Annotated in this window: 13 protein-coding genes and 2 tRNA genes; 7 read left to right on the top strand and 8 right to left on the bottom strand. The window is 66.9% G+C overall.

The genetic code is table 11. The features are described 5' to 3' along the window. The first annotated feature begins 35 nt into the window (after positions 1-35). Positions 36-548: a hypothetical protein gene (locus M3A49_RS29995; RefSeq protein WP_266232234.1), complete on the top strand. Its 513-nt coding sequence runs from the start codon at positions 36-38 to the stop codon at positions 546-548. Between the two features lie 168 nt (positions 549-716). Next, positions 717-2,975, top strand: coding sequence for an ATP-dependent helicase (locus M3A49_RS30000; RefSeq protein ID WP_266232235.1), 2,259 nt, complete (start codon positions 717-719; stop codon positions 2,973-2,975). 34 nt (positions 2,976-3,009) lie between these two features. Here the strand turns inward: M3A49_RS30000 and M3A49_RS30005 are convergent, their stop codons facing one another. The 8 genes from M3A49_RS30005 to fdxA all read right to left on the bottom strand — a co-directional run bounded on the left by M3A49_RS30005 (position 3,010) and on the right by fdxA (position 7,370). Next, positions 3,010-3,771 (bottom strand): DUF4088 family protein, encoded by a 762-nt coding sequence (locus M3A49_RS30005; protein WP_254354957.1) that lies wholly within the window; start codon positions 3,769-3,771, stop codon positions 3,010-3,012. A 134-nt stretch (positions 3,772-3,905) separates the two neighbouring features. Continuing rightward, positions 3,906-4,229: an AzlD domain-containing protein gene (locus M3A49_RS30010; RefSeq protein WP_158758285.1), complete on the bottom strand. Its 324-nt coding sequence runs from the start codon at positions 4,227-4,229 to the stop codon at positions 3,906-3,908. Continuing rightward, positions 4,226-4,945, bottom strand: a complete 720-nt coding sequence (locus M3A49_RS30015) for an AzlC family ABC transporter permease (protein WP_254354975.1) — start codon at positions 4,943-4,945, stop codon at positions 4,226-4,228. The genes M3A49_RS30010 and M3A49_RS30015 overlap by 4 nt, the downstream gene beginning before the upstream one ends. 147 nt (positions 4,946-5,092) lie before the next feature. Then, complete coding sequence (locus M3A49_RS30020) at positions 5,093-6,040, bottom strand: AraC family transcriptional regulator (protein WP_266232236.1); 948 nt, start codon at positions 6,038-6,040, stop codon at positions 5,093-5,095. 28 nt (positions 6,041-6,068) lie between these two features. Next, positions 6,069-6,560 (bottom strand): CreA family protein, encoded by a 492-nt coding sequence (locus M3A49_RS30025; RefSeq protein WP_028206707.1) that lies wholly within the window; start codon positions 6,558-6,560, stop codon positions 6,069-6,071. 108 nt (positions 6,561-6,668) lie between these two features. After that, positions 6,669-6,744, bottom strand: a tRNA-Asn gene (locus M3A49_RS30030). Positions 6,745-6,826: 82 nt separating this feature from the next. After that, a tRNA-Asn gene (locus M3A49_RS30035) sits at positions 6,827-6,902 on the bottom strand. A gap of 144 nt (positions 6,903-7,046) precedes the next feature. Beyond that, positions 7,047-7,370 carry a ferredoxin FdxA gene (fdxA, locus tag M3A49_RS30040; RefSeq protein ID WP_028206706.1) on the bottom strand — a complete coding sequence of 108 codons (324 nt, stop codon included), beginning with the start codon at positions 7,368-7,370 and terminating at the stop codon, positions 7,047-7,049. A gap of 326 nt (positions 7,371-7,696) precedes the next feature. On the opposite strand from fdxA, the gene pncB reads away from it, so the two are divergent. The 5 genes from pncB to M3A49_RS30065 all read left to right on the top strand — a co-directional run bounded on the left by pncB (position 7,697) and on the right by M3A49_RS30065 (position 13,705). Further along, positions 7,697-8,899, top strand: coding sequence for a nicotinate phosphoribosyltransferase (gene pncB / locus M3A49_RS30045; RefSeq protein ID WP_254354954.1), 1,203 nt, complete (start codon positions 7,697-7,699; stop codon positions 8,897-8,899). Between the two features lie 93 nt (positions 8,900-8,992). Then, positions 8,993-9,655, top strand: a complete 663-nt coding sequence (locus M3A49_RS30050; RefSeq protein ID WP_254354953.1) for a LutC/YkgG family protein — start codon at positions 8,993-8,995, stop codon at positions 9,653-9,655. Next, entirely contained in the window at positions 9,645-11,081 is a 1,437-nt protein-coding gene (locus tag M3A49_RS30055) for a sodium:proton antiporter (protein ID WP_266232237.1), read from the top strand. The genes M3A49_RS30050 and M3A49_RS30055 overlap by 11 nt, the downstream gene beginning before the upstream one ends. A gap of 105 nt (positions 11,082-11,186) precedes the next feature. Beyond that, positions 11,187-12,176: a 2-hydroxyacid dehydrogenase gene (locus M3A49_RS30060; protein WP_266232238.1), complete on the top strand. Its 990-nt coding sequence runs from the start codon at positions 11,187-11,189 to the stop codon at positions 12,174-12,176. Between the two features lie 14 nt (positions 12,177-12,190). Continuing rightward, positions 12,191-13,705 (top strand): DNA recombination protein RmuC, encoded by a 1,515-nt coding sequence (locus M3A49_RS30065; protein WP_416339043.1) that lies wholly within the window; start codon positions 12,191-12,193, stop codon positions 13,703-13,705. Positions 13,706-13,761 lie beyond the last annotated feature (56 nt).

A 13,761-nucleotide genomic window follows, 5' to 3' on the forward strand; every position in this document is an offset into this window, starting at 1 on the left:
AAGCGCCTTCGGAACCACTGCAAAGAGGATACGCCATGACCCAGATCGCCAAGCTGCTCACTGCTACCGCCGCTTTTGCCACCGTGACCACTGCCGCCGTATTCGCGCAGGGCGCGTATGCCCAAAACGCGACCCAGGGCGCGACACAGGCCGGCGAAGCCCCAACGATGGCGCCTTCCGGCGCACCGGCCATGGCGCCGGGTGCCGCCCCGGGCCAGATGACCGGCCATGCGCCGAGCCAGGCGCCGGCGGCCGCGGGCATCGCGCAACCCGCGCCCGCGCCGCAGGCCCTGACCGCACCGCAGTCCGCCGACCCGCTGGTGCAAAAGCGCGACGCGAATGCGGCGGCGAATGCCGATTACCGCAGCGCGAAGAAGTCCGCGAACGCCGAGTACAGCGACGCGAAGAAGCAGGCGAAGTCGCAGTACAAGGCGCAGGTGAAGGACGCGAAGATCAACCACAAGGCCGACCGTCAGGCCAACGACTCGGAAATGAAGGATCAGATGAACGGCATGTCGGCCCAGCAGCAGGGCGGCCAGTCGCAGTAACGACCGGCTGATGCCGATGGCGCCCGCGCCGTCTGGGGCGCCGGCCTATACCAGAGCTTGTAAGCGGCGGCGTCCGGCAACGGGCGCCGCCGCTTCGTTTGGTGGCTCCTTGGCGATGATGGCGGCAAAACGCGCCGCGGCGTTGTCGTTAAATCCCGCCAGATCGCCATGGAATCAGGCGCTTGCGGATGCGGGGTGTATGGATATACAGTATGCGTCGCTCCTTCCCGATTCGCCACGTTCATCGTCCCAGCGCCCGCCGTGTCCACCGTTTCCGTTGCCGATTCCTCCGCCTCCGATGCCAGCCAGGCGCGCGCCGAAGCGGCCAATGCCGTTACCGCGTGGCTCGCGAAACTCAACGATGCGCAGCGCGAGGCCGTCGAGCACGGCGGCGAGGCGGGCTATGCGCCGGGTTCGGCGCTGCCGGGCCCGCTGCTCGTGATCGCGGGCGCCGGGTCGGGCAAGACGAATACACTCGCTCATCGCGTCGCGCATCTGATCGCGGGCGGCGCCGACCCGCACCGCATTCTGCTGCTCACGTTCTCGCGGCGCGCCGCGCAGGAAATGACGCGGCGCGTGGCGCGCATCGCCGCCAGCGCCCCCGGCGCGGCCGCCGTGCTTGCGCAGGGGCTCACCTGGGCGGGGACCTTTCACGGCGTGGGCGCGCGCTTGTTGCGCGAGTACGCGGATCACATCGGCCTGTCGCCGGCGTTCACGATCAACGACCGCGAGGATTCCGCGGATCTCATGAATCTGGTGCGCCACGAACTGGGTTTCTCGGCGAAGGAAAAGCGCTTCCCCTCGAAATCGACTTGCCTTGCGATCTATTCGCGCGCGGTCAACACGGGCGATTCGCTCGCGAACGTCCTCAACCGTTCGTTCTCGTGGTGCCTCGAGTGGGAGTCGCAGCTACGCGCGCTGTTCGCGTCGTACGTGGACGCCAAGCAGAAGCAGAACGTCCTCGACTACGACGACCTGCTGCTCTACTGGGCGCACATGGCCGCGGAGCCGGCCATTGCCGCCGATCTCGCGGGCCGCTTCGACCATATCCTCGTCGACGAATACCAGGACACCAACCGCCTGCAGGCCTCGATCCTGCTCGCGCTCAAGCCCAATGGCCGCGGCCTCACCGTGGTCGGCGACGACGCCCAGGCAATCTATTCGTTTCGCGGCGCGACCGTGCGCAACATTCTCGACTTCCCGGCGCAGTTCGACCCGCCCGCGCGTCAGGTGACGCTCGAGCGCAACTACCGTTCGACGGCGCCGATCCTCGCCGCCTCGAACGCCGTGATCGACGCCGCCGCCGAGCGCTTCACCAAGAACCTGTGGACCGAGCGCCCCTCGCAGCAGCGCCCGCGCCTCGTCACCGTGGCCGACGAGGCAACCCAGGCGCGCTACGTCGTCGAGCAGGTTCTCGAGGCGCGTGAAGCGGGCATGAAACTCAAACAGCAGGCCGTGCTGTTTCGCGCGGCGCACCACAGCGCGACGCTCGAAATCGAACTGGCGCGGCGCAATATCCCGTTCGTGAAGTTCGGCGGACTGCGTTTTCTCGACGCCGCACACGTGAAAGACGTGCTGGCGGTGCTGCGCTGGGCCGAGAATCCGCTCGACCGTGTGGCGGGGTTTCGCGTGACGCAATTGCTGCCGGGCGTCGGGCCCGCCAACGCCGCGCGCCTGCTCGACCAGGTGGCCGCGTGCACGGGCGCGTATCGCGCCGCCGAGGCGCTCGCGGCTTTCGCGCCGCCGCCGCGCGCGGCCGAGGACTGGCCCGCGTTTGCGTCGCTCATCGACAGCCTCTCGATGCGCTCGACGCCGTGGCCCGCCGAATTCGAGCGCGTGCGGCGCTGGTACGAGCCGCATCTCGAGCGCAATCACGAAGACGCCCAGGTGCGTCTCGCCGACTTGCTGCAGATGGAGAGCATTGCGAGCACCTACGCCTCGCGCGAGCGTTTTCTCACCGAACTCACGCTCGATCCGCCGGACGCGACGAGCGCCGAATCCGCCGATCCGCTGCTCGACGAGGACTATCTGATCCTCTCGACGATCCATTCGGCGAAAGGTCAGGAGTGGCGCAACGTGTTCGTGCTCAACGGCGTGGACGGCTGCATTCCTTCCGATCTCGGCGCGGGCAGCGACGAGGAGCTGGAGGAGGAGCGGCGGCTGCTCTATGTCGCGATGACGCGCGCGAAGGAGGATCTGCACATCGTCGTGCCGCAGCGCTTTTATGTGCACAACCAGGTGGCGTCGGGCGACCGGCACGTGTGGGCCTCGCGCACGCGCTTCATCGCCACGCCCATGCTGCCGCTGTTCGAATCCCGCGCGTGGCCGCCCGCGCCCGTGGCGAGCGCGCCGAGCGCGGCGGGACTCGCCGCTGCCGCGCAGGCGAAGGTCGAGATCGCCGCGAAGCTCAGGAAGATGTGGGATTAGGGGCGCGCGCCGTTTTCAGGCGGCGCGCCATTGCTTAGCGCCGTTGCTCGCGCGCGGTGCTGCGCTGCGGCGGCATGAAGAAGTTGCGCATCCACGCGGCAAGGCGCGTGAACACGTCGTCGGGTTCCTCGACGAAAATCTCGGGCTTGAGCAGGCGCAGATACTCCATGATCTGTTGCGCTTCCTGCTTCTGGAAGACGCCGTGCGTGACGCCGAGCCTCAGCAGCCCGCGCAGTTCGCCCAGACGCTCGCGCGCCGCGCTGCCGCTAGCCTGTTCACAGCCGATCTTCGCTTCGTACACACGCTGACGCAGCGACTCGGTGAGGCGCCACGCGGGCGTCTGCATCGACTCTTCGAGCGCCTGGATATCCTGCACGCCCGACTTGATCTGCGCGGCCAGCGGATCGACCAGCGTGTCGTCGCCCTGGGCTTCGCTCACGATGGCCGCCGCCCAGTCGCGGCACTGCTTCGAGAGTTCGTCGGGCGTCCACTCGGGCCGCGACGCGAAGCCGAAACCGAATTCGCCGGCCTGACGCATCAGGATCGAGACGACCTCGGGGAATTCCTTGTCGAGCGTGCGCTTGGCCCACGCGTACTGGCCGCCTTGCAGGAGCCGCTGCACGGCGTGCTCCGTGAGCGGCGTCATGTTGTCGAGCAGCTTCGCGCGCAGGTAATCCTCGAATTCCGGCGTGGCGAACTGCGGGTCGAGTTTGAGCGAGACGCGCAGGAACGCGTCGAAATCCTTGCGCAGCGACGCAAGCGTTTCGTCCTTCAGGTTGAGGGTGATATGCCCCATTGTGGTTGCCCCGGTGTAATCCTTATCGCTTCTCGCGTGCTCTCGCCGTTCGAGCAGTGGCCTGCCAAAGCAGGCCTTGTCGGGTTTAACGGCGCTCCGGGGTGAAACTTGAGCGTAAGGGGCGAGAGGCGGCTCTAGCGCAGGACGACGCCTTGCCAGAGGAAGAACACGCCGAGCCCGACCGCGATGGTGAGGAGCGGGCGCTTCGTGAGCGCGCTGACGACGATCGCCGCGAGCGCGCCGACGAGCTGCGGGTTGCGCCAGGTCAGCTCGGCGCCCTGTCCGTGGGGCGACACCGCCATCGGCACGATGATCGCCGTGAGCACGGTGACGGGCACGAAGCCGAGCGCGGTGCGCACGAGCGGTGGGAACACGAGCCGGTCGCCGAGCACGAACACCGCGGTGCGAATGACCAGGGTGATGAGGGCCATGCCGAGAATCAGGACGACGTAGTTCATTGCCCGGCTCCTGCGGTGCGCTGGACGTTGGGGGACTTGCGGGGGGACTCGCTGGCGGCGCGGGCGCCGCGCGAGGAACCCGGGCGCGAGAGCACGACACCCACGACCACGCCGGCGAGCACGGCGCCGAGCAGCCCGAGCTTGTACGGCCAGCCCTGCCAGAAAAAGGCGAGCGCGCCCGCAGTCGCGGCGGCGGCGAGGTAGCGCAAGGCAACGAGCTGCGGCACGACGATGGCGATGAAGGTCGCGACCATGGCGAAGTCGAGGCCGAGCGACTGCAGCCCCGGGAACGCCGCGCCGAACAGCAGGCCGGCCGCGGTCCAGAGCTGCCAGTTCAGGTACATCGAGAGCCCCGAACCGAGGAAATGCCACGGCGAAACGTCGTCGCCGGGCGGATGGCGGCGGAAATGCGTCCACGCGACAGCGAAGACCTCGTCGGTGAGCAGGCCGCCGAGCACGAGACGCCAGCGCAGCGGCAGGTGCGAGACATAAGGCGCGAGCGTCGCGCTGTAGAGCACGTGCCGCAGGTTCACGATGAACGTGGTGGCGAGAATCACCGCGAAGCTCGCGTGCGAGGCGATCAGCCCGAGCGCGATGAACTGCGCGGAGCCTGCGAACACGGCGAGCGACATGAACTGGCCGTGCCAGAGCGAAAGCGGGCCCGAGGTGACGAGCGTGCCGAAGATCACGCCGAAGGGCGCGGCGCCGATCATCATGGGGATCGTGTCGCGCGCGCCGGCGATGAATTCGGCAAGGCGGTTGGGATGCGTGGTCAAGCTGTCCTCCTGATACAAGGGGACAGCATAGCGGGTGGCCTTACGCGTGGCTTGTACGTTCTTGCGGCGGAACGCGGGCTCGCGCGTTCAGGACGATTGCCAGCGCCCCGGCGGCACGCCGAACATGCGCCGAAAGTGCCGCGTGAAATGGCTCTGGTCGGTGAAACCGCTCGCCGCCGCGACTTCGGCGACCGTGGCGCCGTCGCGCAGCGGGGCGAGGGCGCGTTGCAGGCGCAGCTGGGTGCGCCAGGCGTGCGGCGGCAGTCCGGTCGCCTGCGTGAAGAGCCGCGTGGCGTGAAACGGCGAGAGGCCGACCGCCTGGGCGAGATCGGCCACGCGCAGCGGCGTGGCGAGATCGGCGGCGAGGAGCGCCTTCATCGTTTCCACGCGCGGATCGTTCGGACCGTGCCTGAGCGCCGCCTCGCGCGTGCGGCCGTAGCGCGTGAGCAGCGTCGAGAGCGCGTCGAGCAGCGAGCCTTCCACGGCGAGCAGATCGGCACACGGCGTCGAAGGCGGTGCGGCATGCGGTGTGCCGGAAGGCGCGGGGAGCGCCGTCACGCCAGCCAAACTGGCGCTCGTGGCGGATTCCGGCACGGCCGCGGCGCGCCGCCAGTCGGCGTCGGCTTCCAGCAGCCGGTGAGCGCGCGAGAGCCGATGCGCGAGATCGAGATCGTGGATCACCTCGGCGTCGAACCACGGCAGCGGCTGCGTGCGCCCGGCGATTTCGCCGGCGAGCTCGTGCAGGAAGTCGATCGGCACGTACATCACCCGATAGCTCCAGCCTTCTTCGACGGCGCGCGAACCCGTGTGCAGCTCACCCGGATTGATCACCGGTACGCTGCCCGTCGCGGCGACATGCTGCGTGCCGCGATAGCGAAAGCATTCCGCGCCGCCCTCGATCACGGGGATCGTGTAGGCCTCGTGCCAGTGCGGCGCGAACGTATGTTCGTTGTATTCGGCCGTGACGAGATCCGCGCCGGGCAGAAGCGGCGTGCGCCAGTAGCGGGCGGAGTCTCGAAAACGGGAATCGGTCATGGTGGAGGATCCTGCACGAATCCCCAGTTTAGCGCAGCGGAATCGTCGTGCCCGCGGGCACCGGCACGGCCGTGACACTGTTCTTGGCGCTGCCGCTCACCACGCGGTCGCTGTAGGTCAGATACACGAGCGCGTTGCGCTTCGCGTCGACCACGCGCACGACGTGCAACGTCTTGAAGAGGAGCGACATGCGCTCGTTGAAGACGTCGGCCTGCTGTTTGAGCGGGCCAGCGAACGAGATCGGCCCGACCTGCCGGCACGCGATCGACGCCTCCGTCGGATCTTCCGCAATGCCGAGCGTGCCCTTCACGCCGCCCGTGCGTGCGCGCGAGACATAGCAGGTAATGCCTGGCACCTGCGGATCGTCGTAGGCCTCGACCACGACCTTGTCCGAGCCGGTTACGCGGAAGTTGGTGTTCACGCTGCCGATCTGCTCGGCGTGGGCGGCGGCGCAGGCGACGAGGCTCGCGCAGGCGAGCAGCGGGCGCGCGAGGCGAGCGGCAAGGCGGGTGGATTTCATGCGGATTCCCGAAGATGACGAAGCGACATTATCGGGGAGGGCGGGGTGCGCCACGCGCGCACCAAAAGAAAAAGGGGTTGCGTGCAAACACGCAACCCCTCGATATCTTGGCTCCCCGACCTGGGCTCGAACCAGGGACCTACGGATTAACAGTCCGGCGCTCTACCGACTGAGCTATCGGGGAACAGCAGTACAGCTACAACGCTTTACGTCATAAAAAAACCCGTTGTGCGTTGTGATCAACACGAACGGGCTTTTGCGAATCTTGGCTCCCCGACCTGGGCTCGAACCAGGGACCTACGGATTAACAGTCCGGCGCTCTACCGACTGAGCTATCGGGGATCAACAAAAGCAGAGAACGAGATTCTATGGGGTCTGGCTGGGCCTGTCAATACCCTGTCGCGATCTGTTTAGGGCAATCCGCTGCGCGAGGGACTGTCCACACAGGTGACGGGGCGACACCCCGAACAAGCGATCAGCGCGCGATTAGCGTGCGAGCAGCGCGAGCTTGTCCTTCACGTCCTTGAATTCGTCGGCTTCCGGCAGCGGGGCCTTGGTCTTGGTGATGCTCGGCCAGCCCTTCGCGAGGTCGGCGTTCAGCTCGATGAACGATTGCTGGTCGCCAGGCACGTCTTCCTCGGCGTAAATGGCGTTCACCGGGCACTCGGCAACGCATACGGCGCAGTCGATGCACTCGTCCGGGTCGATCGCGAGGAAGTTGGGACCTTCGCGAAAGCAGTCCACCGGGCACACATCGACGCAGTCGGTATAGCGGCACTTGATGCAGCTCTCGGTCACAACGTGAGTCATTCAGGCAGCTCCTGCAAGCTTTTTGTATCGGGGGATGGCGGTTCGCCAAAAGCGGTATTGTAACTGATGAGGAATTACCCCAACCACAGGCCCGCGACCGTCCTTAGATCGTTTCGTGATTAGTTTATATGCCACGGTGATCCGCAACGTTTTACCCCTTGCGCGCGAGGGGGCGTGCCGGCGGGCACGCGGCGCGCGCAGGCATTCGGGTAACATGGACGCACCGCTGGCGCCTGCAGCCCGGAACCGCTGCGGGGCATCTGCCCGGCAGCGTATCCGGTTCCCGCTTCGCGGGCGCTATCCGATTGCAGTCCGGCTGGCCCATCATGATCATTACTTCGCTGCTCGATACCGATCTCTACAAATTCACCATGATGCAGGTGGTGCTGCATCATTTCCCCGCGGCCAATGTGGAATATCGTTTCCGCTGCCGCACGCCGAACGTCGATCTTGTGCCCTACGTCGACGAGATCCGCAGCGAGATCCAGAAGCTGTGCAGGCTGCGTTTCGCCGAGACCGAGCTCGACTACCTGCGCAAGATGCGCTTCATCAAGAGCGACTTCATCGACTTTCTCGCGCTCTTTCACCTCAACGAAAAATACATCTCGGTCACGCCGTCGCCCAAGGCCAACGGCGAGATCGACATCGAGATCAAGGGGCCGTGGCTGCACACGATCCTCTTCGAGATCCCGGTGCTCGCCATCGTCAACGAGGTGTATTTCCGCAACACGCAGCATCATCCGCAGTACGAGGAGGGGCGCGAGCGCCTGCGCCACAAGATCGAGCTGCTCGGCGCGAAGCCCGAATTCGCCGACTGCAAGATCGCCGATTACGGCACGCGCCGCCGCTTCTCGAAGCGCTGGCACGAGGAGGTGATCCTCACGCTCAAGGACGATCTCGGCGAGCAGTTCACCGGCACGAGCAACGTCTACTACGCGATGAAGCACAACCTCACGCCGCTCGGCACAATGGCGCACGAGTATCTGCAGGCGTGCCAGGCGCTCGGGCCGCGTCTGCGCGACTCACAGATCTTCGGCTTCGAGATGTGGGCGAAGGAGTACCGCGGCGACCTGGGTATTGCGCTCTCGGACGTCTACGGCATGCGGGCCTTTCTGCGCGACTTCGACATGTACTTCTGCAAGCTCTTCGACGGCGCACGGCACGACTCGGGCGATCCGTTCGAGTGGGGCGAGCGCCTGCTCAAGCACTACGAGGACAACCGCTGCGATCCCCGCACGAAGACGATGATCTTCTCGGACGCGCTCGACATTCCCAAGGTGCTGCGCCTGTACGAGCGTTTCGGCGAGCGCTGCCGCCTCGCGTTCGGCGTGGGCACGAACCTCACCAACGACCTCGGCTACCAGCCGCTGCAGATCGTCATCAAGATGGTCCGCTGCAATGGTCAGCCCGTTGCCAAGCTCTCCGATTCGCCGGGCAAGAACATGTGCGACGACAAGGCGTATCTCGCCTATCTGCGCCAGGTGTTCGGTATCGAGCAGCCCGTGGAAGAAGAGTGCGCGGGCAAATAAGCGGCTGAAAAACGCACCCCCGCGACCCGCAGATCGCAGGCGACGCCCCGGTATAATCGGCGCGTCGCTTTTCTTCATCTGACGAGGACGTTCATGGACACGACGGCCGCCCGCCGCAGCATACTCGCGCGCATTCGCGCGGCGCAGGGACGCGAGGCTACGCCCGCGCCGCAAGAGCGGGAAGCCGTGGCCGACTACCTCGCGCGTCATCCCGAAGGTCCGCGGCCGCCGCTGGAAGGCGATCTCGTCGCGCGCTTCGTTGGCGAGGCGCGCAAGATGTCGAGCACGGTCGACGAAGTCCAGCAGCTCGCTGACGCGCCCGCCGCCGCGCAACGCTATCTCGCGGAGCGCAGCCTGCCGATGCAGGCCGTCGCGTGGCAGACGCTCGAAACATTCGACTGGGCCGGCGCGGGTCTCGCCGTTCAGTTCCGCAAGCCCGAAGATCGCGATCTCGTCGGCCTCACCGGCTGCTTCTGCGCCACGGCCGAAACCGGCACGTTGGTCCTGCTCTCCAGCCCCCAGACGTGGGCCTCGGGCGCGCTGCTGCCCGAAACGCACATCGCCGTCGTGCCCGCTTCGCGCATCGTCGCGGGCCACGAAGACGCCTTCGCGCTCATGCGCGCCGAACGCGGAGAGCTGCCGCGTGCGGTCAACTTCGTATCGGGGCCTTCGCGCACCGGCGACATCGAGCAGACCATCGTCCTTGGCGCACACGGGCCGTATCGCGTGCATGTGATCGTCGTACATGGCGCGTAAGCGCAACACGGCGAGCCCTTGTGCGGGGACGCTCTTCGCCGCGCTGACGCTCTTCAGCACGAACGCCCACGCGGCGGCCTTGGACAGCGCATCGCTCAGCGCCGCCTGGGCGCTGCCGTTCGCCGGCATGCTGCTGTCGATCGCGTTCTTCCCGATGTTCGCGGCCACGTTCTGGCATCACCACTTCGGCAAGATTTCGGCGGGATGGGCGCTCGCGTTCCTGCTGCCGTTCGCGGCCACGCATGGTGTCGGCGTGACGTATCCGCTTTTCGTGCACGCCGTCGTCGACGAATATCTGCCCTTCATCGTGTTGCTCGGCGCGCTCTATACGATTGCGGGCGGCATCTGCGTGTACGGGAATCTGCGCGGTTCGCCGCGCATGAACACGGCAATTCTCGCGCTCGGCACCGTGCTCGCGAGCGTGATGGGCACGACGGGTGCGGCGATGCTGTTGATCCGCCCGCTCCTGCGCGCGAACGACAACCGCCGGCACAACGTGCACGTGGTCGTGTTCTTCATCTTTCTCGTCGCGAACGCGGGCGGCCTGCTCACGCCGCTCGGCGATCCGCCGCTGTTCCTCGGCTTTCTCAACGGCGTTGGATTCTTCTGGACTGCGCAGCATCTCGCGTTGCCGATGCTGTTCGTGTGCGGCGTGCTGCTCGCGGTGTTCTACGCGCTCGACAGCTGGTACTTCCTCCGCGCCGGGGAAGCGCGCGCCGCTTCGCTCGACCCGACGCCGGACACAGACGCGCTCTCCATCGGCGGTAAGACAAATTTCGTGCTGCTCGCCCTGCTCATCGCGCTCGTGCTGATGAGCGGCGTGTGGCGTCCGGGTATCGTTTTCGAGGTCGCGGGCGCGCACCTGCAGTTGCAGAACCTCCTGCGCGATGGGGGACTCGTTGCGCTCGCACTCATTTCGCTCGCGTTCACGTCGAAAACGGCGCGCGCCGACAACGGTTTCGAGTGGGCGCCGATCGTCGAGGTGGCCAAGCTGTTCGCGGGCATTTTCGTGACGATCACGCCGGTCATCGCGATGCTGCGCGCGGGCGAGGCGGGCGCGTTCGCCGCACTGATCCGCTTCGTGAACGACGCACCGGGCCGCCCGAACGAAGCGATGTACTTCTGGGCGACGGGTCTCCTCTCGTCGTTTCTCGACAACGCGCCCACCTACCTCGTGTTCTTCAATCTCGCAGGCGGCGACGCCAACGCGCTCATGTCCGGCGGCGCGAAAACGCTCGCCGCGATCTCGGCGGGCGCGGTGTGGATGGGCGCGCTCACCTATATCGGCAACGCGCCGAACTTCATGGTGAAGGCGATCGCGCAGTCGCGCGGCGTGCGCATGCCGGGCTTCTTCGGCTATCTTGGCTGGTCGGGCGTGCTGCTCGCGCCGGTCTTTCTCGCGGCCACCTGGCTCTTTTTCGTCTAGCCGCAAGCCGCTTGCGAGCCGGCCTGCAAAAAGCGCGCAAGACTTCCCTGAGCGCCCCGTCGCGCGCAACAATGACGGACATCGACTGAAGTGTGGAGAGCAACGATGCAAAAGATTCTCGTGGCGCGCCCGATCTTTCCCGACGTGATCGACCGGCTGAAGCAGTATTTCGAGGTGGACTGGAACAACGGCGAGGCGCTTTCGCCCGAGGCACTGCACCAGCGTCTCGCCGACAAGGACGGCGCGCTCACCGCGGGCGACCCGATCGGCGCCGCAACGCTCGCCGCGGCGCCGCGCCTGCGCGTGGTGTCGAACATGGCCGTGGGCTACAACAACTTCGACATGGCCGCCTTCAACGCAGCCAATGTGCTCGGCACCAACACCCCCGACGTGCTCAACGAAACCACGGCCGACTTCGGCTGGGCGCTGATGATGGCGGCCGCGCGCCGCGTGACGGAATCGGAGCACTTCCTGCGCGCGGGCAAGTGGGACAAGTGGTCGTTCGACGCGTTTCTCGGCTCGGACATTCATGGCGCCACGCTCGGTGTGATCGGCATGGGCCGTATCGGCCAGGCGCTTGCGCGCCGTGCGCGCGGCTTCAACATGCGCGTGGTGTATCACAACCGTTCGCGCGTCGCGCCTGAGATCGAGCGCGAGCTGAACGCGGACTATCTGTCGAAGGAAGACCTGCTCAGGCAGGCCGACCACGTCGTGCTCGTGCTGCCGTACACGGCGCAAAACCATCACACGATCGGCGCAGCGGAACTCGCGCTGATGAAACCCACGGCCACGCTCACCAACATCGCGCGCGGCGGCATCGTCGACGACGCGGCGCTCGCGCACGCGCTGCGCACGCGCCAGATCGCGGCGGCGGGCCTCGACGTGTTCGAGGGCGAGCCGCGCGTGCATCCGGCGTTGCTCGAAGTGGAGAACGTCGTGCTCACGCCGCACATCGCGAGTGCGAGCGGAGCCACGCGCCGCGCCATGGCGGACCTCGCCGCCGATAACCTCATCGCCGCGCTCGGCGAGGGTCCGCGCGCCGGGCAGCCGCCCAATCCGATCAACCCCGCCGTGTTGGGGCAAGCGCGCACATGAGTCCGCTCGCAGTCATGTCGCTGGCGATCGTTGCGCTGGCGATCGCATTTGTCGTGACGCTCGTGGCGTTGCTGCGCGCGCGTCAAGGCCATGGCGACGGCGACGCCGAGGCCACGCTCGACGTGCTCGATCAACTGAGCGACCGCCTCGCCGCCTCGACCGACACGCAGGCGCGCGCGGCCGAGCGCATCGAGCGCGAGCTGCGCAACGAGATTGCGCGCACGGCGCAGAGCTCGCGCAGCGAATTCGGCGGCGGCTTCGCGCAGGTGCAGCAGGCGCTTGCGGCGCAGCTCGGCAGCATCGCGACCGTGCAGAACAGTCAGATCGACGGTTTCGCGCAGCAGCTCGCCAAACTCACGGCGGCCAATACGCAGCAGCTCGACGCCGTGCGCCAGAGCCTGCAACAGCAGGCCCAGCAGGCGCGCGACGAGCAGGGCGCCGCGCTGCGCCACTTCGGCGCGTTGCTCACGCAGCAGCTCGGGCAACTCACAGAAGTCAACGACCGGCGCTTCGCCGAAGTGCGCGCGACGCTCGAACAGCGCTTGAAGGACATCGAAGCGAACAACGCGGCGAAGCTCGAGGAAATGCGCCGCACGGTCGACGAGAAGCTGCACGCCACGCTCGAACAGCGCCTTGGCGAATCGTTCAAGCTCGTTTCCGACCGGCTGGAGCAGGTGCATCGCGGGCTTGGCGAGATGCAGACGCTGGCCGCAGGCGTGGGCGATCTGAAGAAGGTGCTCACCAATGTGAAAACGCGCGGCACCTGGGGCGAAGTGCAGCTCGAAGCGCTGCTTGAGCAGATGCTCACGCCCGACCAGTACGCGAAGAACGTCGCGACGGTGCCGAGGAGCACGGAGCGCGTGGAATTCGCGATTCGCCTGCCAGGACGCGGCGTGGGGGGCGCGGAGCAAGGCGAGCCGGTCTGGCTGCCGATCGACGCCAAATTCCCGCGCGAAGACTACGAGCGTCTCATCGATGCGCAGGAGCGCGCGGACGCGCTCGCGATAGAGGAGGCCGGGCGCGCGCTCGAACTGCGCATCCGCGCCGAGGCGCGCACCATCGCCGAGAAGTACGTCGCGCCGCCGCACACGACCGATTTCGCGCTGCTGTTCCTGCCGACCGAAGGCCTTTACGCCGAAATCCTGCGCCGCCCGGGCTTGACCGATGTCCTGCAGCGCGATTACCGCGTGAGCGTGGCAGGTCCGACCACGCTCACGGCGCTCCTCAACAGCCTGCAGATGGGCTTCCGCACGCTCGCGATCGAGCGCCGCTCGAGCGAGGTATGGCAGGTGCTGGGCGCGGTGAAGACGGAGTTCGGCAAGTTCGGTGACGTGCTCGCGCGCACGAAGTCGCAGCTCGAAACGGTCACGCGTTCGATCGAAGCGGCGGAGGTGCGCACGCGTGCGATGAACCGCAAGCTGCGCGACGTCGAGGCGTTGCCGGGCGAGGCCGCCGCGAATCTCCTCGGCGACGCGGTGCGTAACGGTAACGGCGACGCAGAAAGCGAAGCGGGCTTCGGCGACGAGTGACCGCAACCTGCGCGCCAAAAGCAAACGGGCCGCCTGATCCAGGCGGCCCGTTTGTA

This window comes from Paraburkholderia sp. CNPSo 3076, assembly GCF_026343935.1.
Taxonomy (GTDB): domain Bacteria; phylum Pseudomonadota; class Gammaproteobacteria; order Burkholderiales; family Burkholderiaceae; genus Paraburkholderia; species Paraburkholderia nodosa.

Coding starts and splice junctions, on each gene's coding strand:
- M3A49_RS30025 (WP_028206707.1), bottom strand. CDS start 6,560: ATGAAATCCACCCGCCTTGCCGCTCGCCTCGCGCGCCCGCTGCTCGCC.
- M3A49_RS30010 (WP_158758285.1), bottom strand. CDS start 4,229: ATGAACTACGTCGTCCTGATTCTCGGCATGGCCCTCATCACCCTGGTC.
- M3A49_RS30065 (WP_416339043.1), top strand. CDS start 12,191: ATGTCGCTGGCGATCGTTGCGCTGGCGATCGCATTTGTCGTGACGCTC.
- M3A49_RS29995 (WP_266232234.1), top strand. CDS start 36: ATGACCCAGATCGCCAAGCTGCTCACTGCTACCGCCGCTTTTGCCACC.
- fdxA (WP_028206706.1), bottom strand. CDS start 7,370: ATGACTCACGTTGTGACCGAGAGCTGCATCAAGTGCCGCTATACCGAC.
- M3A49_RS30055 (WP_266232237.1), top strand. CDS start 9,645: ATGGCGCGTAAGCGCAACACGGCGAGCCCTTGTGCGGGGACGCTCTTC.
- M3A49_RS30005 (WP_254354957.1), bottom strand. CDS start 3,771: ATGGGGCATATCACCCTCAACCTGAAGGACGAAACGCTTGCGTCGCTG.
- M3A49_RS30050 (WP_254354953.1), top strand. CDS start 8,993: ATGGACACGACGGCCGCCCGCCGCAGCATACTCGCGCGCATTCGCGCG.
- M3A49_RS30060 (WP_266232238.1), top strand. CDS start 11,187: ATGCAAAAGATTCTCGTGGCGCGCCCGATCTTTCCCGACGTGATCGAC.
- M3A49_RS30015 (WP_254354975.1), bottom strand. CDS start 4,945: ATGATGATCGGCGCCGCGCCCTTCGGCGTGATCTTCGGCACGCTCGTC.
- pncB (WP_254354954.1), top strand. CDS start 7,697: ATGATCATTACTTCGCTGCTCGATACCGATCTCTACAAATTCACCATG.
- M3A49_RS30020 (WP_266232236.1), bottom strand. CDS start 6,040: ATGACCGATTCCCGTTTTCGAGACTCCGCCCGCTACTGGCGCACGCCG.
- M3A49_RS30000 (WP_266232235.1), top strand. CDS start 717: ATGGAATCAGGCGCTTGCGGATGCGGGGTGTATGGATATACAGTATGC.